16 protein-coding genes and 1 riboswitch are annotated in these 19,867 nt (G+C 52.3%); of the genes, 6 read left to right on the plus strand and 10 right to left on the minus strand.

Annotated elements, in window-relative coordinates; genetic code table 11:
- Positions 1-180 precede the first annotated feature (180 nt).
- Entirely contained in the window at positions 181-1,656 is a 1,476-nt protein-coding gene (gene xylE, locus AB4H76_RS21480; RefSeq protein WP_001097274.1) for a D-xylose transporter XylE, read from the plus strand.
- Between the two features lie 43 nt (positions 1,657-1,699).
- Here xylE and psiE read toward each other — a convergent pair whose 3' ends face one another.
- Both psiE and AB4H76_RS21490 read right to left on the minus strand, forming a co-directional pair.
- A complete protein-coding gene (psiE, locus tag AB4H76_RS21485; protein WP_000202902.1) occupies positions 1,700-2,110 on the minus strand; it encodes a phosphate-starvation-inducible protein PsiE in 411 nt (136 codons plus the stop codon).
- Positions 2,111-2,235: 125 nt separating this feature from the next.
- Complete coding sequence (locus AB4H76_RS21490) at positions 2,236-2,379, minus strand: hypothetical protein (protein ID WP_000487766.1); 144 nt, start codon at positions 2,377-2,379, stop codon at positions 2,236-2,238.
- Here AB4H76_RS21490 and AB4H76_RS21495 point away from each other — a divergent pair, their 5' ends adjacent.
- Positions 2,380-2,658, plus strand: coding sequence for a periplasmic protein (locus tag AB4H76_RS21495; RefSeq protein ID WP_001295279.1), 279 nt, complete (start codon positions 2,380-2,382; stop codon positions 2,656-2,658).
- A 46-nt stretch (positions 2,659-2,704) separates the two neighbouring features.
- Here AB4H76_RS21495 and AB4H76_RS21500 read toward each other — a convergent pair whose 3' ends face one another.
- The 5 genes from AB4H76_RS21500 to pgi form a co-directional block, all read right to left on the minus strand.
- Positions 2,705-4,801, minus strand: coding sequence for a YjbH domain-containing protein (locus AB4H76_RS21500; RefSeq protein ID WP_077491813.1), 2,097 nt, complete (start codon positions 4,799-4,801; stop codon positions 2,705-2,707).
- Positions 4,801-5,538, minus strand: a complete 738-nt coding sequence (locus AB4H76_RS21505; RefSeq protein WP_000595505.1) for a capsule biosynthesis GfcC family protein — start codon at positions 5,536-5,538, stop codon at positions 4,801-4,803. The genes AB4H76_RS21500 and AB4H76_RS21505 overlap by 1 nt, the downstream gene beginning before the upstream one ends.
- The gene (locus tag AB4H76_RS21510; RefSeq protein ID WP_001301119.1) at positions 5,535-6,173 is read right to left on the minus strand and encodes a YjbF family lipoprotein; all 639 of its coding nucleotides are present in this window, start codon (positions 6,171-6,173) and stop codon (positions 5,535-5,537) included. Before AB4H76_RS21510 ends, AB4H76_RS21505 begins: the two co-directional genes overlap by 4 nt.
- 114 nt (positions 6,174-6,287) lie before the next feature.
- A complete protein-coding gene (yjbE, locus tag AB4H76_RS21515) occupies positions 6,288-6,530 on the minus strand; it encodes an exopolysaccharide production protein YjbE (RefSeq protein ID WP_000757333.1) in 243 nt (80 codons plus the stop codon).
- Positions 6,531-7,041: 511 nt separating this feature from the next.
- Entirely contained in the window at positions 7,042-8,691 is a 1,650-nt protein-coding gene (gene pgi, locus AB4H76_RS21520; protein ID WP_000789986.1) for a glucose-6-phosphate isomerase, read from the minus strand.
- A gap of 236 nt (positions 8,692-8,927) precedes the next feature.
- Positions 8,928-9,124: riboswitch (Lysine riboswitch) on the plus strand.
- A gap of 91 nt (positions 9,125-9,215) precedes the next feature.
- Here pgi and lysC point away from each other — a divergent pair.
- Both lysC and AB4H76_RS21530 read left to right on the plus strand, forming a co-directional pair.
- Entirely contained in the window at positions 9,216-10,565 is a 1,350-nt protein-coding gene (lysC, locus tag AB4H76_RS21525) for a lysine-sensitive aspartokinase 3 (RefSeq protein WP_001290310.1), read from the plus strand.
- Between the two features lie 252 nt (positions 10,566-10,817).
- A complete protein-coding gene (locus AB4H76_RS21530; RefSeq protein ID WP_001207634.1) occupies positions 10,818-11,090 on the plus strand; it encodes a DUF3811 domain-containing protein in 273 nt (90 codons plus the stop codon).
- A 132-nt stretch (positions 11,091-11,222) separates the two neighbouring features.
- Here the strand turns inward: AB4H76_RS21530 and rluF are convergent, their stop codons facing one another.
- On the minus strand, positions 11,223-12,095 hold the full coding sequence (rluF, locus tag AB4H76_RS21535; protein WP_000936377.1) for a 23S rRNA pseudouridine(2604) synthase RluF: 873 nt from the start codon (positions 12,093-12,095) through the stop codon (positions 11,223-11,225).
- 211 nt (positions 12,096-12,306) lie between these two features.
- Between rluF and pepE the strand changes: the two genes are divergently transcribed.
- Complete coding sequence (gene pepE / locus AB4H76_RS21540; RefSeq protein ID WP_000421763.1) at positions 12,307-12,996, plus strand: dipeptidase PepE; 690 nt, start codon at positions 12,307-12,309, stop codon at positions 12,994-12,996.
- Between the two features lie 90 nt (positions 12,997-13,086).
- Here the strand turns inward: pepE and AB4H76_RS21545 are convergent, their stop codons facing one another.
- Complete coding sequence (locus tag AB4H76_RS21545) at positions 13,087-14,718, minus strand: Na/Pi cotransporter family protein (protein ID WP_000956830.1); 1,632 nt, start codon at positions 14,716-14,718, stop codon at positions 13,087-13,089.
- 219 nt (positions 14,719-14,937) lie between these two features.
- The gene (gene metH / locus AB4H76_RS21550; RefSeq protein ID WP_000095995.1) at positions 14,938-18,621 is read right to left on the minus strand and encodes a methionine synthase; all 3,684 of its coding nucleotides are present in this window, start codon (positions 18,619-18,621) and stop codon (positions 14,938-14,940) included.
- Positions 18,622-18,820: 199 nt separating this feature from the next.
- Here metH and iclR point away from each other — a divergent pair, with 199 nt between their 5' ends.
- Positions 18,821-19,645 carry a glyoxylate bypass operon transcriptional repressor IclR gene (gene iclR, locus AB4H76_RS21555; protein ID WP_000226403.1) on the plus strand — a complete coding sequence of 275 codons (825 nt, stop codon included), beginning with the start codon at positions 18,821-18,823 and terminating at the stop codon, positions 19,643-19,645.
- Positions 19,646-19,867 lie beyond the last annotated feature (222 nt).

Below are 19,867 nucleotides of genomic sequence, written 5' to 3' on the forward strand. Positions count from 1 at the left end.
TTCGTGCTCTGAGTCACGGCAATAGTATTGTTTTTATCAATTTTGGATAATTATCACAATTAAGATCACAGAAAAGACATTACGTAAACGCATTGTAAAAAATGATAATTGCCTTAACTGCCTGACAATTCCAACATCAATGCACTGATAAAAGATCAGAATGGTCTAAGGCAGGTCTGAATGAATACCCAGTATAATTCCAGTTATATATTTTCGATTACCTTAGTCGCTACATTAGGTGGTTTATTATTTGGCTACGACACTGCCGTTATTTCCGGTACTGTTGAGTCACTCAATACCGTCTTTGTTGCTCCACAAAACTTAAGTGAATCCGCTGCCAACTCCCTGTTAGGGTTTTGCGTGGCCAGCGCTCTGATTGGTTGCATCATCGGCGGTGCCCTCGGTGGTTATTGCAGTAACCGCTTCGGTCGTCGTGATTCACTTAAGATTGCTGCTGTCCTGTTTTTTATTTCTGGTGTAGGTTCTGCCTGGCCAGAACTTGGTTTTACCTCTATAAACCCGGACAACACTGTGCCTGTTTATCTGGCAGGTTATGTCCCGGAATTTGTTATTTATCGCATTATTGGCGGTATTGGCGTTGGTTTAGCCTCAATGCTCTCGCCAATGTATATTGCGGAACTGGCTCCAGCTCATATTCGCGGGAAACTGGTCTCTTTTAACCAGTTTGCGATTATTTTCGGGCAACTTTTAGTTTACTGCGTAAACTATTTTATTGCCCGTTCCGGTGATGCCAGCTGGCTGAATACTGACGGCTGGCGTTATATGTTTGCCTCGGAATGTATCCCTGCACTGCTGTTCTTAATGCTGCTGTATACCGTGCCAGAAAGTCCTCGCTGGCTGATGTCGCGCGGCAAGCAAGAACAGGCGGAAGGTATCCTGCGCAAAATTATGGGCAACACGCTTGCAACTCAGGCAGTACAGGAAATTAAACACTCCCTGGATCATGGCCGCAAAACCGGTGGTCGTCTGCTGATGTTTGGCGTGGGCGTGATTGTAATCGGCGTAATGCTCTCCATCTTCCAGCAATTTGTCGGCATCAATGTGGTGCTGTACTACGCGCCGGAAGTGTTCAAAACGCTGGGGGCCAGCACGGATATCGCGCTGTTGCAGACCATTATTGTCGGAGTTATCAACCTCACCTTCACCGTTCTGGCAATTATGACGGTGGATAAATTTGGTCGTAAGCCACTGCAAATTATCGGCGCACTCGGAATGGCAATCGGTATGTTTAGCCTCGGTACCGCGTTTTACACTCAGGCACCGGGTATTGTGGCGCTACTGTCGATGCTGTTCTATGTTGCCGCCTTTGCCATGTCCTGGGGTCCGGTATGCTGGGTACTGCTGTCGGAAATCTTCCCGAATGCTATTCGTGGTAAAGCGCTGGCAATCGCGGTGGCGGCCCAGTGGCTGGCGAACTACTTCGTCTCCTGGACCTTCCCGATGATGGACAAAAACTCCTGGCTGGTGGCCCATTTCCACAACGGTTTCTCCTACTGGATTTACGGTTGTATGGGCGTTCTGGCGGCACTGTTTATGTGGAAATTTGTCCCGGAAACCAAAGGTAAAACCCTTGAGGAGCTGGAAGCGCTCTGGGAACCGGAAACGAAGAAAACACAACAAACTGCTACGCTGTAATCTTCCTGTCCAGCACGCCGCGCCATTTCGGCGTGCTGACTTTTTACTCCCGCTTCAGCCGTTTCGAATTACACAGCCACAGGGTGATCACCAGTAACAGGATCGCAGCCGAGTAGATCAACACATCCAGTGGCGATTTATGATCGACGATGATCAAGCGCACAATGGCGGTGATCCCAATATAGACAAAGTAACGTAGCGGGAAGTGAAAACCGGACTGAAAGTACTTCACAATCAGCGCGATAAATTCGAAATAGAGAAAGTAAACCACCAGTCCTTCTACCAGCTCATATTTGCTGGTTTGTTCTGGCGCGAACAGCACATCAGCCAGATGCACCGTTTCTTTGCCGAGGAAGACAACCAAAATCAGGCCGAGGCACAGCAGGCCAAGATTGAGTACGGTCTGCAAAATGGTGGAGATAAACTCCACGCGCGGACGAGAGAGTGACGTCATAGCAGTACCTCCTTCACAGTGGCGAGCTTCCTGTATAACGCAAAAATGTGACGGAGATCTATATTTTTTGTGTATGTTTTGTTCAACCTGGATTTGGAGCGCGCCTCCACCAAAGCCGGATATACCTACCCGTAGGCCGGATAAGCCGCGCCTGGCGGCGCATCCGGCAAGACAAACCGCACCAAAGCCGGTAATTCAAAAATCACCCATTCAGGTGATTCCCAGCCACCAGCAATGCGCGAAAAATCGACAATGTTCCTCTGGAACAAATGAAACGTAACCTGATAAAGGTGGTAAAAATGAAGCCTTATTTTGCTGCTTTGATGTTATCAGTCTCTGTTCTTCCTGCTTATGCTGGTCCGCTCGGTACTGCTGATAAAGCCGACCTACCGCAAAGCAATGTCTCCAGCCCAATGATGGCCCAGTCGCTCAGGCAACCAGACCTGCAACCGATATCGACGGACAGGAAGACAGAATGTTTTCGCCTTTACACACCAGATCGCAAACCGGGAGTGAACTGCGTTCCTGATGGCTCGACAGGCCATTAAGAATGAAGGTGCCAGTGAGTGCGAAAACTGGCACCTTTCCCATGACTTAGCGGAAATTGACGCTACGGTCGCTGGTCATGTCATACAACTGGAACTTACGCCCAAGTTGCTGACCACCGTCACGCGTCAGCGGCGTCCAGCCAATCGCCGCACGGCTGCGTGTCGGGCCAGACGAGAAGAGATCCAACGGTACCGAGACATACACGCCTTTGGTGAAGTCCCCTTCGCCGTACTCCTCTTTCGAAACATTAGTGATCGTGGCATAGCCACCCACCACCACGCCGCTATCAAAGCGTTTGGCGATCTCCAGCGTGCCGCCTTTATCCCCTGCCAGATACTGCCCGACGCTGGCTTTAACTAACACATCCTGAGCGAAAGATGGCGTCCAGTAGGCGGTCAGATGTCCGGTTTTCACGCTGTAGTCGGTGAATTTCATCATATCTTTTGCACTACGCCAGTCGCGCTGTTTAACGTAGTTGGCATCCAGACCAAACGCCCAGTTGCTGTCCAGCGGGCGATACAACACTTCTGCCCCCGCACCGCCAAACATGGTTTCGAGATAACCACCGTAGACCTGACCGTAGAAGCCGTTGCCCAGATGCTGGAAGTAGTTGGCTTGCAGGTTATTCACATAGACATCGTTCTGCACATACTCGCGCACATGGGTACGCACGCGCGGTAAGTGCGAGTCCTGCGGAGGATTAGTGTAGTTAAACTTGTCGTAGTTGTTGGCAAGATTTGCAAACAGGCTGCCGGTGGTCAGCAGATGGTCCGTCAGCCACAAATCTGCCGTTCCCATCACGCCCAGCTGATACATGTAAAAGTTTTCCGGGCCACCGACCGACTGGTTCAGCACCGGATCGATATGGAAATCAAAGCGTGATTTGTCGATATACCAGCCCTGCTCGGTGGACTGCGGAACCACTGGCTCGACGCGTTTTTGCGCCAGCGTCTTTTCGTGGCCCAACGGCTCTCCGGCGAGATGATTTTTCAGGCTGGCGACATCGGTTTCCGTCGTCACCTGCGGCATGTTAAGGCGATTTTCCGTAATGCGGATCGTTTTGATCCCATCCGGCAGATCGTTCATCACGATCCGATTCGCACGGATGATCCCTTCGCGCGAATCACGATATTTCACCTGCTCGCCGGTAACATACAGCGTATCGCCTTTCGCCTGGATCTGTGGATCGGCAAGTCCAGCATTGTATTTCAACAGCGTTAACTGATTCGCCACCACCGAATGCTGCAAAATGGCATCCTGCGGCTGCGGTTGATATTGCGGGCGGGCGTTATCGTTGTAAGACGGGCGCAGATCGTTAAAGTTGGTGCGCAACGTAACGCCAAACATAAAGGTGTTGCCACGTTCATAGCTAAGGTTAACGTCGGCCCAATCGGTAACGCGATAAATCGCACCGACGTTAAACTTACTTTTTTGCTCCAGCTTCCCGGCAAAATCCTGCTGATAATTATTGCCTTCATACTCCAGTTTCAGGCGCAGCGGTTGCCAGGGCGTCTGGTATTCCACGCCGCCAAACAGTGAGGCAGGACCGTGGAACATCTGGCTACCGTCGATAGATCCCGCCTGTTTGTAGCTGTTATCGCGATAGCAATATTTATCACTGGCTGAACAGAGCGGATTTTTCACATTACCGCTGGTGCCCAAATATCCCCAGCCCAGGCCGAGCGTAAAATCGAACGGCCCCCAGGCTTTGCTGGCAACAAGATATTCCGCATCAAACAGCCCCGTACCGCCGATATCCCGCGCACCAACCGCCACTTGCGGCAGCCAGTAACTCTCTTCCCACAAACGCAGTTTGAGATCGAAGGCTTTATCTTTATACGTTTGATCGCCAGAGAACGCTTCGACGCTGCTGTACTGCCGGGTGCGCACGTCGGTGTAGCGCAGCGTTGTTTCCAGCCACGGGAAGAGTTGCACTGAAGCTGAGTAATAACGGTACTGATCGTTATCGCGATAGTTCAGGCTCAACTCCCCTTCCCGCGCCATGCGTGCGGTGGGCGTTTGTAATAATCCTACGCCACCGAAATCCGACTGCGACGGGCCAATGGGCGCAGGATATGTTTCGCCGTAGCAAGCCATGCTAATGCCCAGCGCCAGTAAGCTAAGCAGATGTCTTTTTTTCATTATTGGGGTATCCGCTGCGTCAGAGTCTGAAGAATGTCGGCGTTAAGGGCATCAGGCGTCTCACTCCAGACGGAGTCCGCGAGGCCAACATAAATAATGCTGCCGGGCATCGGCTCTACGTGACGCTTGTTCCAGTAAGCCACCGGCGCTTTTTGCGTGCGTCCGTCCGGGTAAACCACCCACGCGTAGCTGCGATCCGCACCGCTAAGCAGGTTCTGCCCGGAGAGATAGCTCGCCACGTCGCGACCTGGAGTGAATGGCTGCTTGCCAGGACGGCTGATAAGCCCGAACAGCGTGACCGTGGACGGTGGTGGCCCGACCCACAGCGTGTAGTTGCCCTGCAACGGTGGGTTACCGCGTTCGGCAACGCGGACGATATCAGGATCAAGATTGATTTTTTGCCTGCCCGTCACTTTCAACGCCTGAATTTGCTGGCGTAAGGCGTTAATCGCGGCGGCATCGTCGGCGCTGGAATCTGCAGCCAGTTCTGCCAGCCGTGTCAGCAACGCCTGCTGCTGCCGCAATGCTGCCGCCGTTGCCAGCTCTTCGCTAATCACCGCACCGGGCCACCAGCTGTTTGCCAGCCGCGGTTGGCCTACCAGATCGATTAAATGCTCTGCGCCCGTTAGCGTTTTGGCCTCACTGCTGCCATTGCTGAACACCTTGACGGTTCCTGCCGCGAAGACCGATGACGCTCCCACACTCAAAAGCAACGCGACAAAAGTTTGTTTAATCATTGTTTTGCCGCCTTGATGAGAGTGGTTTTCACCGGGAAATAATCCGCGCCGAGATACTGTTCCGACTGGCGAATTTGCCCTACGCTGTCGATCCAATAGCGGTTATGCCAGCGCGCCTGGTCGGTGGAGACTTCTTCGTCCAGCACGCGAACCGGGGTTTCATCGCTGCCGACTTTGACGGTATCGGTACCATTCCATTTGAAGACTGATCGTGCGGTGGCGTAGCGTACCTGCTTATACTCGGTCCAGCCCATCGTGCGCGTCCAGGTTGCACCATCAATGATTTGTGCGGGTTTAATCAGCGGGTCGGCGGCAAGGTTATTCACTTCAATCAGGTTGTCGCCGCCAAGCAAAGTCTTCACCAGACGACCATGTTGTGTGACGAGAGTGGCTTGATCCTGAGTGACCCATTTTTGTTGTCCGTCTTCAGCGAAGGCCAGCACCACAAACAATTGCGGCCCGCCATTAAGCTGCATGTACTGGCTGGCGTAGGGCATATTTTGAATATCATCGTCCGTCAGCTGTACGCCTGGCGTGCCGAACAGACTGTCCCACAGTGAATTGCCCAGCTCTTTAGTCGTGGCTGAACAGGCCTGTAATAACAGGCAGATAAGAATGAGTGCAGGTCGCTTCACGACTCTTCTCCAGAGGGGCAGAATAACCACACCGGAGTGTGGTTATGGTTAATCCCCTTCATATTTCAAGCCACAGATGCGATGACTCGAATTATTTTGGGGATACATACTTTATTACTGGGTACTGGTGGTTGTGGTTGTGGTGGTCCCGGTATTAGAACCATCACCGCCACCGGTTGCCGCGAGCGCGACACCCACCGCCGAGCTTACGGTGCTGACGCTGGTCGCGGAGGAACTCCCCGCCGAAACCGACGTTGCTGCCGACCCTGCCGCTTCGCCCACCTGTACAGGTGCAGCCCACGCAGAAGTCGCCGCAAGCGCAGATATGGCAAAAATGCCATACAGAACTTTTTTCATAACAATTTCCCTTCATTGAATGAATGGAGATTTACCCAAAAACATTTCGGGCGGGATCGAGTATACACAACTAAAGCATGCGAATTACGGCGCGGGGAATTAGCGATGGTGTTTTAGGATAATTGGAATGAATATCAAATATAAGTTTCAACTTATATTTAAATAACAATAAAAATCATAAACTTAAAATAAAAACAAAAGTAATTAATCTGCGTATTTTCCGAAATAAACAACGATTAAAAATCTATTTTAGGATTAACCTCACGGTATGATTTCCGTTAAATCACAGACAAGGGGATTTATCTGATAAAAAAATGCCGACATAACGTCGGCATTGTTATTAAGGTTATTTAATCAATCGTGCTATGTATTAATTGCCGAATACGATGTACATATCGGCATCGACCTGTAGGCCTGATAAGACGCGACCGCGTCGCATCAGGCATCGGTTGCCGGATGCGGCGTGAACGCCTTATCCGGCCTACATAGCGGCATCAGGCATGAACGATGATTAACCGCGCCACGCTTTATAGCGGTTAATCAGACCATTGGTCGAGCTATCGTGGCTGCTGATTTCTTTATCATCTTTCAGCTCTGGCAGAATACGGTTTGCCAGTTGTTTACCCAGCTCCACGCCCCACTGGTCGAAGGTGAAGATGTTCAGGATCACGCCCTGAGTAAAGATTTTGTGCTCATACAGCGCAATCAACGCCCCCAGGCTGAACGGAGTGATTTCGCGCAGCAGGATGGAGTTGGTCGGGCGGTTACCTTCGAACACTTTGAACGGCACCACGTAGTCAAGCGTTGCCGGATCTTTACCCTGATCGCGATATTCCTGCTCAACCACTTCACGGGATTTACCAAACGCCAGCGCTTCGGTCTGGGCGAAGAAGTTAGACAGCAGTTTCTGGTGGTGATCAGAGAGCGGGTTATGGGTGATAGCCGGGGCGATGAAATCGCACGGTACCATTTTGGTTCCCTGGTGGATCAGCTGGTAGAACGCGTGCTGACCGTTAGTGCCTGGTTCACCCCAGATAATCGGGCCAGTCTGGTAATCCACAACGTTACCGTTACGGTCAACATACTTACCGTTGGACTCCATATTGCCCTGCTGGAAGTACGCCGCGAAACGGTGCATATACTGGTCATACGGCAGAATCGCTTCAGTTTCCGCACCAAAGAAATTGTTGTACCAGATGCCAATCAGCGCCAGCAGTACAGGCAGGTTTTTCTCGGCAGGCGTGGTGGAGAAATGCTTGTCCATCGCGTGTGCGCCAGAAAGCAGTTCAACGAAGTTATCAAAGCCGATGGAGAGAACAATCGACAGGCCAATCGCTGACCACAAAGAGTAACGGCCGCCAACCCAGTCCCAGAACTCGAACATGTTGGCAGTATCAATACCAAACTCGCCAACGGCTTTGGCATTGGTGGAGAGCGCAGCGAAGTGTTTCGCAACGTGTTTTTCATCACCTGCCGCTTTCAGGAACCAGTCACGCGCGCTATGGGCGTTGGTCATGGTTTCCTGAGTGGTGAAGGTTTTAGATGCTACCAGGAACAGCGTGGTTTCCGGGTTTACTTTTTTCAGCACTTCAGCGATGTGAGTCCCATCGACGTTAGAAACAAAGTGCATGTTCAGGTGGTTTTTGTACGGACGCAGTGCTTCGGTCACCATGTATGGGCCGAGGTCAGAACCGCCGATCCCGATGTTCACTACGTCAGTGATTGCTTTGCCGGTATAACCTTTCCACTCACCGGAAATAATCGCTTCTGAGAAGGTTTTCATCTTCTCCAGCACCGCGTTGACTTCCGGCATTACGTCTTTGCCATCAACCAGAATCGGGGTATTGCTACGGTTACGCAGCGCTACGTGCAGCACGGCGCGGTTTTCAGTGCGGTTGATCTTCTCGCCAGAGAACATCGACTTAATCGCGCCCGCCAGATCGCACTCTTTCGCCAGATCCTGTAATTTCGCCAGCGTCTCTTCAGTGATGCGGTTTTTGGAGTAATCCACCAGCATCTGATCGTCGAAGGTTGCGGAGAACTTAGAAAAACGATCGCCGTCTTTAGCAAAAAGATCGGCGATCGTAACGTCTTTCATTTCATCGAAGTGTTTCTGTAGTGCCTGCCAGGCAGCGGTCTGCGTTGGATTGATGTTTTTCATTAGCAATACTCTTCTGATTTTGAGAATTGTGACTTTGGAAGATTGTAGCGCCAGTCACAGAAAAATGTGATGGTTTTAGTGCCGTTAGCGTAATGTTGAGTGTAAACCCTTAGCGCAGTGAAGCATTTATTAGCTGAACTACTGACCGCCAGGAGTGGATGAAAAATCCGCATGACCCCATCGTTGACAACCGCCCCGCTCACCCTTTATTTATAAATGTACTACCTGCGCTAGCGCAGGCCAGAAGAGGCGCGTTGCCCAAGTAACGGTGTTGGAGGAGCCAGTCCTGTGATAACACCTGAGGGGGTGCATCGCCGAGGTGATTGAACGGCTGGCCACGTTCATCATCGGCTACAGGGGCTGAATCCCCTGGGTTGTCACCAGAAGCGTTCGCAGTCGGGCGTTTCGCAAGTGGTGGAGCACTTCTGGGTGAAAATAGTAGCGAAGTATCGCTCTGCGCCCACCCGTCTTCCGCTCTTCCCTTGTGCCAAGGCTGAAAATGGATCCCCTGACACGAGGTAGTTATGTCTGAAATTGTTGTCTCCAAATTTGGCGGTACCAGCGTAGCTGATTTTGACGCCATGAACCGCAGCGCTGATATTGTGCTTTCTGATGCCAACGTGCGTTTAGTTGTCCTCTCGGCTTCTGCTGGTATCACTAATCTGCTGGTCGCTTTAGCTGAAGGACTGGAACCTGGCGAGCGATTCGAAAAACTCGACGCTATCCGCAACATCCAGTTTGCCATTCTGGAACGTCTGCGTTACCCGAACGTTATCCGTGAAGAGATTGAACGTCTGCTGGAGAACATTACTGTTCTGGCAGAAGCGGCGGCGCTGGCAACGTCTCCGGCGCTGACAGATGAGCTGGTCAGCCACGGCGAGCTGATGTCGACCCTGCTGTTTGTTGAGATCCTGCGCGAACGCGATGTTCAGGCACAGTGGTTTGATGTACGTAAAGTGATGCGTACCAACGACCGATTTGGTCGTGCAGAGCCAGATATAGCCGCGCTGGCGGAACTGGCCGCGCTGCAGCTGCTCCCACGTCTCAATGAAGGCTTAGTGATCACCCAGGGATTTATCGGTAGCGAAAATAAAGGTCGTACAACGACGCTTGGCCGTGGAGGCAGCGATTATACGGCAGCCTTGCTGGCGGAGGCTTTACACGCATCTCGTGTTGATATCTGGACCGACGTCCCGGGCATCTACACCACCGATCCACGCGTAGTTTCCGCAGCAAAACGCATTGATGAAATCGCGTTTGCCGAAGCGGCAGAGATGGCAACTTTTGGTGCAAAAGTACTGCATCCGGCAACGTTGCTACCCGCAGTACGCAGCGATATCCCGGTCTTTGTCGGCTCCAGCAAAGACCCACGCGCAGGTGGTACGCTGGTGTGCAATAAAACTGAAAATCCGCCGCTGTTCCGCGCTCTGGCGCTTCGTCGCAATCAGACTCTGCTCACTTTGCACAGCCTGAATATGCTGCATTCTCGCGGTTTCCTCGCGGAAGTTTTCGGCATCCTCGCGCGGCATAATATTTCGGTAGACTTAATCACCACGTCAGAAGTGAGCGTGGCATTAACCCTTGATACCACCGGTTCAACCTCCACTGGCGATACGTTGCTGACGCAATCTCTGCTGATGGAGCTTTCCGCACTGTGTCGGGTGGAGGTGGAAGAAGGTCTGGCGCTGGTCGCGTTGATTGGCAATGACCTGTCAAAAGCCTGCGGCGTTGGCAAAGAGGTATTCGGCGTACTGGAACCGTTCAACATTCGCATGATTTGTTATGGCGCATCCAGCCATAACCTGTGCTTCCTGGTGCCCGGCGAAGATGCCGAGCAGGTGGTGCAAAAACTGCATAGTAATTTGTTTGAGTAAATACTGTATGGCCTGGAAGCTATATTTCGGGCCGTATTGATTTTCTTGTCACTATGCTCATCAATAAACGAGCCTGTACTCTGTTAACCAGCGTCTTTATCGGAGAATAATTGCCTTTAATTTTTTTATCTGCATCTCTAATTAATTATCGAAAGAGATAAATAGTTAAGAGAAGGCAAAATGAATATTATCAGTTCTGCTCGCAAACGAATTCCCGTACACTGAACTCTCTGGCTCACTGAGGGCACCATCATGGCACTCCCCCGTATTACCCAAAAAGAGATGACTGAACGCGAGCAGCGTGAACTTAAAACACTGCTGGATCGGGCGCGGATTGCGCATGGTCGCGTATTGACCAACTCCGAAACCAACAGCATTAAGAAAGATTACATCGATAAATTAATGGTTGAGCGTGAGGCTGAAGCGAAAAAAGCCCGCCAGTTGAAGAAAAAGCAGGCTTATAAACCGGATCCTGAAGCGTCATTTAGCTGGTCAGCAAATACGTCGACGCGCGGCAGGCGCTAATCCACAATCAACGCCTGAGATTTTCACTCGTCAGTGTGAACACAATTTTCCCCTCACCCTAACCCTTTTCCCGAAGGGGCGAGGGGACTGTCCGGGCACTTTTGGGCCGTTTTCATCAGTCTGAGGCGTTAATCAGCGCCCCTTCTTTTTACGCCCCGGCGAGGTAAAACGCTTACCGTTGGACGCCGGGCGACCGCCTTTTTCCGCCGTTTTTTCCATCTTAACGACTGGACGTTTGATGCCCGCTGTTTTCGGTTTGGCCTTCGCTTTAGGTTTTACCTCGGAAGAGGAATTTTCAATGAGCTTAAAGAGGTCGATTAACTCATCGTCGGTTAAATCGCGCCATTCCCCCAGCGGAATGCCGCTTAAGCTAACGTTCATGATGCGCGTGCGTTCCAGCTTTTTCACTTCATAGCCGAAATGCTCGCACATGCGCCGGATCTGACGGTTCAGCCCCTGCACCAGGGTAATGCGGAAGACAAACGGCGCTTCTTTTTTAACTTTGCACTTTTTGGTCACTGTCCCGAGGATTGGCACCCCCGCACTCATGCCGCGAATAAACTCCTCGGTAATCGGTTTATCGACCGTCACCAGATACTCTTTCTCATGATCATTGCCAGCACGCAGGATCTTATTCACCAGATCGCCGTGATTGGTGAGGAAAATCAGCCCCTGGGAGTCTTTATCCAGGCGGCCAATCGGGAACACGCGTTTGCTGTGGTTAACGAAATCGACAATGTTATCGCGCTCGCCATCTTCGGTGGTGCTTACAATACCAACGGGCTTGTTCAGGGCGATAAGTACCAAATCTTCGGCTTCCCGAGGTTCAATCAACTGACCGTTTACTTTCACAACGTCGCCGGGTTTCACCTGATCGCCAATGGTGGCTCGCTTGCCATTAAGGAACACATTGCCTTGCTCGATATAGCGATCCGCTTCGCGGCGTGAGCAAATTCCGCTTTCGCTGATGTATTTATTTAAACGGACTGATGAGTCGGGCAGCATAAATTCTCCTGTAAAAAACGGAATATACCGTACCTTTGGGTTGATAAAAAATAGTCATGAGCGAACTATTTGTTATTTCCATTGGCTTGAATTCGTTACCTGCTCAAATCACTTTCCAGAAGCAATGTGCGACATCGTGAGCCATGTCAGTAAGTGGTTAAATTCGCAGTGGTAGCATGCCTCCCGTGATTTCTTACTAACCGGAGAAGTAATGGAACTGCTTTTATTGAGTAACTCGACGCTGCCGGGTAAAGCCTGGCTGGAACATGCACTGCCGCTAATTGCTGAACAGTTGCAGGGTCGCCGCTCAGCGGTGTTTATCCCTTTCGCTGGCGTAACGCAGACCTGGGATGATTACACAGCGAAAACGGCTGCGGTTCTCGCTCCGCTGGGTGTTTCTGTCACCGGTATTCATAGCGTTGTCGATCCCGTTGCCGCGATTGAAAATGCTGAGATCGTGATTGTCGGCGGCGGGAATACTTTCCAGTTGCTGAAACAGTGCCGCGAGCGCGGGCTGCTGGCACCAATTACTGACGTGGTTAAACGTGGCGCTCTGTATATTGGCTGGAGCGCAGGCGCTAACCTTGCTTGCCCAACTATTCGTACCACCAACGATATGCCGATTGTCGATCCGCAAGGTTTCGATGCGCTAAATCTGTTCCCGCTGCAAATCAACCCGCACTTCACCAACGCGCTGCCGGAAGGCCATAAAGGTGAAACCCGTGAGCAGCGTATTCGCGAACTGCTGGTCGTCGCGCCAGAACTGACGATTATTGGTCTACCGGAAGGTAACTGGATCACAGTGAGTAAAGGTCACGCTACGCTGGGTGGCCCGAACACCACTTATGTGTTTAAGGCTGGTGAAGAAGCGGTTCCGCTGGAAGCTGGTCACCGTTTTTAAGTGAATTGCCGGATGCATGATCCGGCATCTTGTTCATAGTGCCTGATGCGACGCTTGACGCGTCTTATCAGGCCTACAGGATTCACAATATTAATACTCGTCCCGTCCTTCATCTTCATCCGGCTGTTCCAGCACACTGTAAGCCACCGAACAAAACAGCGAGTTCAGGCGCTGCATATCTCCCAGTAAGCCTAAATGTAGCGAACTGGTTTCAATGCTCTGCACGTTTTGCTGATGCAGGCGATCGACGTGGGCGTGGGAATAGCGGCGATTAAGAATGCGAAAACGATGTTTGCTGCGACGCAAACGACGAGCGCTGGTGACATCGCCAGAGAAGAACACCGACATTGCCAGCTTTAAATTACTGAGCAATTGCTCATAGAGCGCATCCAGTTCCTTCAACCCATCAAGCGAAAATGCCCGCCGTGCTGCCAGTGATTTGTCAGCAATTTCGCTGCCCATGCGCTCGACGATATCGGAGGCCTGTTCAAGGTTGAGCGACATTTCGATGATCTCTGCCCAGCGGCGCGACTCTTCCTCCGCCAGCTCTTCTTTTGGCATCCGCGCCAGATACAGCTTAATGGCGGTGTAGAGAACGTTGATATCATCTGCCAGCTTACGCAGCTCTTTCTCCTGCCGTGGCTCACCGTGCATCACTTTATTCAACCCTTCCATCATCTGTTCCATGGCGTCGCCAATGCGCAGGGTTTCGCGCGCGGCGTTCGCCAGAGCAAGCGTGGGCGTATCCAGCGCGCTGACATCCAGATGTTTAGGCCGTAGCTGGGTATCCAGTTCCGGTTCATCGCGAATAATCGTTTTGCAAAACCGTGCCATCGGGTCAACAAATGGCAGCATGACCAGGCAACGTACAAGGTTGTAGAAGACGTGGAAATAGATCACCAGTTCCGCTTTTGGCAATGACAACTTCCCCATTGTCTCTGCCAGCAAATGGACAAACGGCAGGATAATCAGGCTACCCACCAGCTTAAACAGCAGACTACCCAGCGCGACACGGCGGGCTGCGGCATTGGCGGCACTGTTGTTGAGCATTGCCAGCAGACCGGAACCGAGGTTAGCACCAATCACCAGACAGAGCGCCACGGGGAAGGAGATAATGCCTGCGGCGGTCAGAGTCGCGGTCAGCAGTACAGCAGCAAGGCTGGAGTAGCTGATAATGGCGAACATCGCGCCAATCAGCGCATCCAGCAGAATATCGCCGGTCAGCGAGGCAAAGATCACCTGAACGCCGTTTGCCTGGGTGATCGGCGTTACGGCCTGCACAATCAACTCCAGCGCTAGCAAAATCAGCCCAAGACCAATACCGACGCGGCCCAGTTGCCCGGCGCGTGACTGTTTGCGTCCGAGGAAAAAAATCACGCCGATAAAAATAAGTAACGGTGACAGCCAGGATAAGTCGAAGGTGAGAATACGCGCCATTAGCGCCGTCCCGACATCTGCACCCAGCACAATGACCAGAGCCGGTGCGAGGGCTACCAGATCCTGAGCGACAAACGAGGTCACCAGCATGGTGGTGGCATTACTGCTCTGTACCAGTGCGGTAACGCCGATCCCCGCGCAAAAGGCGAGCGGCTTTTTTTCGACGCTCCGGCTAAGGACAGTACGCAAACGCGCGCCGAAGACGCGCATTACGCCGGTTCGAACAATATGAGTCCCCCAGACCAGCAGGGCGACGGCAGAAAGCAGGTGAAGCAGCGTTAACACGAGTTCAGGTTCTCCTTATCGTTATATGTTCCTGAAGCAATTGAATGACCAAAGGACCGGAAACACGCTGACTGGCATCTTTACTGTGCCTTTTGACATTCGTTTTTCCGGCTAAGATTATTCCAGCCTGTTTCCAGTATAAGTGTTTCATATTAATAAAGAGACAGGGCACTCATTGAGCGCCCTGTTTGTTGTAAGGAAAAGTGACAGATTTGTGAATCAGTCCGCGTCATACCCCAGATTCGGTGCCAGCCAGCGCTCAACTTCGGTAACGCTCATACCTTTACGGCGGGCATAATCTTCAACCTGATCGCGCTGAATTTGTGCTACAGCGTAGTACTTGCTGTCCGGGTGGCTGAAGTACCAACCCGAAACCGATGCACCGGGCCACATGGCGAAAGATTCTGTGAGTTTCATGCCAGTGTGTTTTTCCACTTCCAGCAGCTCCCAGATGGTGGCTTTTTCCGTATGTTCCGGGCAGGCCGGATAGCCCGGTGCCGGACGGATGCCCTGGTAGTTTTCGCGGATCAGCTCTTCGTTGCTGAGGTTCTCGTTCGGCGCATAGCCCCAGTAGACTTTACGCACACGCTCATGGAGATACTCCGCAAAGGCTTCGGCTAAACGGTCGGCAAGCGCTTTCACCATGATTTTGTTGTAATCATCGTGCTGCGCTTCAAAGGCATCAGCCAGTGCGTCCTCTTCCAGCCCGCCAGTCACGGCAAATGCGCCGATGTAATCTGCTTTACCAGAAAGCTTCGGCGCAACGAAGTCAGCGAGACAGTAGTTAGCGAAGCCTGTTTTTTCGGTCTGTTGACGCAGATGGTGGCTGACGTTGATCACATGGGTACGCGTTTCGTCACGGTAGATTTCAATGTCATCGCCCACACGGTTTGCCGGGAACAGGCCCACCACGCCACGCGGATTCAGCGTTTTCTCGGCGCTTAATTTATCCAGCATGTCGTTGGCGTCTTTAAACAGCCGCTGCGCCTCAACGCCCACCACTTCATCTTCCAGAATGCGCGGATACTTCCCGGCCAGCGACCAGGTCATAAAGAACGGTGTCCAGTCGATGTAATTACGCAGCGTTTCGATGCTGGCTTCGACTTCCTGCACGCCGAGACGGTGCGCCACCGGCGGCGTGTAAGCCTGCCAGTCAAAAGCGAAATCGTTATCGCGCGCCGCTTCCAGCGTGACCGGTGGTGTGCGCGGTTTCTTGCGCCCGTGCTGAATACGTACGGTTTCGTACTCCTTGCGGGTACGAGCGACAAAATCATCACGCTGGGTATCGGAAAGCAGCGCCGCCACCACACCAACGGTACGCGAGGCATTCTGCACATACACCGTCGGGCCGCTGTAGTTCTGCTCGATTTTCACCGCCGTGTGCGCTTTTGAGGTCGTCGCGCCGCCAATCAATAGCGGAATAGTGAAGCCCTGACGCTCCATCTCTTTCGCCACGTTAACCATCTCGTCCAGCGACGGCGTGATAAGCCCCGAAAGGCCAATCAGATCAGCATTCACTTCTTTAGCGGTACGGAGAATTTTTTCCGCAGGCACCATAACGCCGAGATCGACAATTTCGTAGTTGTTACATTGCAGCACCACACCAACGATATTTTTACCGATGTCGTGGACGTCGCCCTTCACGGTGGCGATCACCATCTTGCCGTTGGTTTTGCCCTGCTCTTTGCTGGCTTCAATAAACGGTTCGAGGTAGGCCACCGCCTGTTTCATGACGCGCGCCGATTTGACCACCTGTGGCAGGAACATTTTGCCTTCGCCAAACAGATCGCCGACCACGTTCATGCCGTCCATCAACGGGCCTTCAATCACTTCAATCGGGCGCGTAGCCTGCTGGCGGGCTTCTTCGGTATCCTGCTCGATAAACTCAGTAATGCCTTTGACCAGCGAGTATTCCAGACGTTTATTCACTTCCCACGAGCGCCACTCCGCCTGCTGGGCGTTAGCGGTGTCGTCGGTTTTGCTGCCGCGATATTTCTCGGCAAGCTCCAGTAAACGCTCAGTGCCATCATCGCGACGATTAAGAATCACATCTTCCACCGCGTCGCGCAGTTCAGCGGGCAGGTCGTCGTAAATCGCCAGCTGCCCGGCATTGACGATCCCCATATCCATGCCATTGCGAATAGCGTAGTAGAGGAACACTGCGTGAATGGCTTCGCGCACCGGATCGTTGCCACGGAATGAGAAAGAAACGTTAGATACGCCGCCGGAAATCAGCGCGTGCGGCAGTTCGCGTTTGATGTCTTCGCAGGCGCCGATAAAGTCCTGCGCATAGTTGTTGTGCTCTTCAATGCCGGTTGCGACCGCGAAGATGTTCGGGTCGAAGATGATATCTTCTGGCGGGAAGCCAACCTCTTCGGTGAGGATTTTGTACGCCCGACGGCAAATCTCGATTTTCCGTGCGCGGGTATCGGCCTGTCCCTGTTCGTCAAAGGCCATTACCACCACTGCCGCACCGTAACGACGCAAGAGCTTCGCGTGATGGATAAAGGCGTCGACGCCCTCTTTCATCGAGATAGAGTTAACAATGCCTTTGCCCTGGATACACTTCAGACCTTTTTCAATGACATCCCATTTTGAGGAGTCGATCATAATCGGCACGCGAGCGATATCCGGTTCACCGGCAATCAGATTGAGAAAACGCACCATCGCCGCTTCGGCGTCGAGCATCCCTTCATCCATGTTGATATCGATAATCTGCGCACCGTTTTCCACCTGCTGGCGGGCCACATCCAGTGCCTCGCTGTATTTCTCTTCTTTGATCAGGCGCTTGAACTTAGCGGAACCGGTGACGTTGGTGCGTTCACCCACGTTCACAAACAGGCTATCTTCGCCAATGTTCAGCGGCTCCAGGCCGGACAAACGGCAGGCTACGGGGATTTCCGGCAGTTTGCGCGGCGCTAATCCTTCTACTGCACGACTCATCGCTGCAATATGTTGTGGCGTGGTGCCACAGCAGCCGCCGACGATATTGAGAAAACCCGCTTGCGCCCATTCACGTATCTGTTTTGCCATCGTGTCGGCGTCGAGATCGTACTCACCAAAGGCGTTGGGTAGCCCGGCGTTCGGGTGCGCGGTGACGTAGCATTCCGCAATCCGTGACAGCTCCTGCACGTACTGGCGCAGTTCATCGGGCCCCAGCGCACAGTTCAGGCCAAAGCTCAGAGCTTCGGCGTGGCGCAATGAGTTGTAAAATGCTTCGGTGGTCTGCCCGGAGAGCGTGCGCCCGGAGGCGTCGGTGATGGTGCCGGAGATCATAATCGGCAGCTCAACGCCCAGCGCTTCAAACTCCGTTTTCACCGCAAAAACCGCCGCTTTGGCGTTAAGGGTGTCGAAAACGGTTTCAATCAGGATCAGATCCGCGCCACCTTCCACCAGCGCTTTGGTGGACTCTCGATAGGCCGCCACCAGCCCGTCAAAAGTGATATTACGAAATGCCGGATCGTTGACGTCCGGAGAAATAGACGCCGTGCGGTTGGTTGGGCCGAGAACACCGGCAACGTAGCGCGGTTTCTCCGGCGTGCGCGCGGTCCACTCGTCAGCACAGGCGCGCGCCAGTTTCGCCGCCGCAAAGTTGATTTCCGCCGACAGGGATTCCATCTGGTAATCCGCCATCGCAATGGTCGTGGAGTTGAAGGTGTTGGTTTCGATGATATCCGCGCCCGCTTCAAAGTAGGCGTTGTGGATAGCGGCGATCACTTCCGGTTTGCTGAGCACCAGCAGGTCGTTGTTGCCTTTGAGATCGCATGGCCAGTCGGCAAAGCGTTCACCACGAAAATCGGCTTCGTTCAGTCGATAGCTCTGGATCATGGTGCCCATACCGCCGTCCAGCACCAGAATACGTTCATTTAACTGCGCACGCAGTTGTTCCACTTTGCTGCTCACACTTGCTCCCAACACGCTCAACCCAGATTTAATAAAAATTCAACAAACCATACTGGCATAAACGCATCTGTGGTAAAAGCGACCACCACGCAACATGAGATTTGTTCAACATTAACTCATCGGATCAGTTCAGCAACTATTGCATTAGCTAACAATAAAAATGAAAATGATTTCCACGATACAGAAAAAGGAGACTGTCATGGTCGCACCCATTCCCGCGAAACGCGGCAGAAAACCCGCCGTTGCCACCGCACCAGCGACTGGACAGGTTCAGTCTTTAACGCGTGGCCTGAAATTACTGGAGTGGATTGCCGAATCCAATGGCAGTGTGGCACTCACGGAACTGGCGCAACAAGCCGGGTTACCCAATTCCACGACCCACCGCCTGCTAACCACAATGCAACAGCAGGGTTTCGTGCGTCAGGTCGGCGAACTGGGACATTGGGCAATCGGCGCACATGCCTTTATGGTCGGCAGCAGCTTTCTCCAGAGCCGTAATTTGTTAGCGATTGTTCACCCTATCCTGCGCAATTTAATGGAAGAGTCTGGCGAAACGGTCAATATGGCGGTGCTTGATCAAAGCGATCACGAAGCGATTATTATCGACCAGGTACAGTGTACGCATCTGATGCGAATGTCCGCGCCTATCGGCGGTAAATTGCCGATGCACGCTTCCGGTGCAGGTAAAGCCTTTTTAGCCCAACTGAGCGAAGAACAGGTGACGAAGCTGCTGCACCGCAAAGGGTTACATGCCTATACCCACGCAACGCTGGTGTCTCCTGTGCATTTAAAAGAAGATCTCGCCCAAACGCGCAAACGGGGTTATTCATTTGACGATGAGGAACATGCGCTGGGGCTACGTTGCCTTGCAGCGTGTATTTTCGATGAGCACCGTGAACCGTTTGCCGCAATTTCTATTTCCGGACCGATTTCACGTATTACCGATGACCGCGTGACCGAGTTTGGCGCAATGGTGATTAAAGCGGCGAAGGAAGTGACGCTGGCGTACGGTGGAATGCGCTGACTTTTTCTGGCGGGCAGAGGCAATATTCTGCCCATCATACCTGAGTGGCAATAGAATAAGGGTGTCTGTTAATCGTATTGACGCCAGAATAACTTAATGTCATACACTTCACACACTTTTATTAACTCGGCATTATTTTTAAACATCAAACCACTTAATCATTAACAAAATCGCAAGATCTCATTCCACCGAAACTTTTACGGCTGCATTATGAGATTGAGC

It is taken from the genome of Escherichia sp. UTM R2 (assembly GCF_048593455.1).
GTDB classification, from domain to species: Bacteria; Pseudomonadota; Gammaproteobacteria; order Enterobacterales; family Enterobacteriaceae; genus Escherichia; species Escherichia coli.

What these genes read in the sequence shown, in the direction of transcription:
- xylE (WP_001097274.1), top strand. Translation starts at nt 181, where the DNA reads ATGAATACCCAGTATAATTCCAGTTATATATTTTCGATTACCTTAGTC.
- psiE (WP_000202902.1), bottom strand. Translation starts at nt 2,110, where the DNA reads ATGACGTCACTCTCTCGTCCGCGCGTGGAGTTTATCTCCACCATTTTG.
- AB4H76_RS21495 (WP_001295279.1), top strand. Translation starts at nt 2,380, where the DNA reads ATGAAACGTAACCTGATAAAGGTGGTAAAAATGAAGCCTTATTTTGCT.
- AB4H76_RS21500 (WP_077491813.1), bottom strand. Translation starts at nt 4,801, where the DNA reads ATGAAAAAAAGACATCTGCTTAGCTTACTGGCGCTGGGCATTAGCATG.
- AB4H76_RS21505 (WP_000595505.1), bottom strand. Translation starts at nt 5,538, where the DNA reads ATGATTAAACAAACTTTTGTCGCGTTGCTTTTGAGTGTGGGAGCGTCA.
- yjbE (WP_000757333.1), bottom strand. Translation starts at nt 6,530, where the DNA reads ATGAAAAAAGTTCTGTATGGCATTTTTGCCATATCTGCGCTTGCGGCG.
- pgi (WP_000789986.1), bottom strand. Translation starts at nt 8,691, where the DNA reads ATGAAAAACATCAATCCAACGCAGACCGCTGCCTGGCAGGCACTACAG.
- lysC (WP_001290310.1), top strand. Translation starts at nt 9,216, where the DNA reads ATGTCTGAAATTGTTGTCTCCAAATTTGGCGGTACCAGCGTAGCTGAT.
- AB4H76_RS21530 (WP_001207634.1), top strand. Translation starts at nt 10,818, where the DNA reads ATGGCACTCCCCCGTATTACCCAAAAAGAGATGACTGAACGCGAGCAG.
- rluF (WP_000936377.1), bottom strand. Translation starts at nt 12,095, where the DNA reads ATGCTGCCCGACTCATCAGTCCGTTTAAATAAATACATCAGCGAAAGC.
- pepE (WP_000421763.1), top strand. Translation starts at nt 12,307, where the DNA reads ATGGAACTGCTTTTATTGAGTAACTCGACGCTGCCGGGTAAAGCCTGG.
- iclR (WP_000226403.1), top strand. Translation starts at nt 18,821, where the DNA reads ATGGTCGCACCCATTCCCGCGAAACGCGGCAGAAAACCCGCCGTTGCC.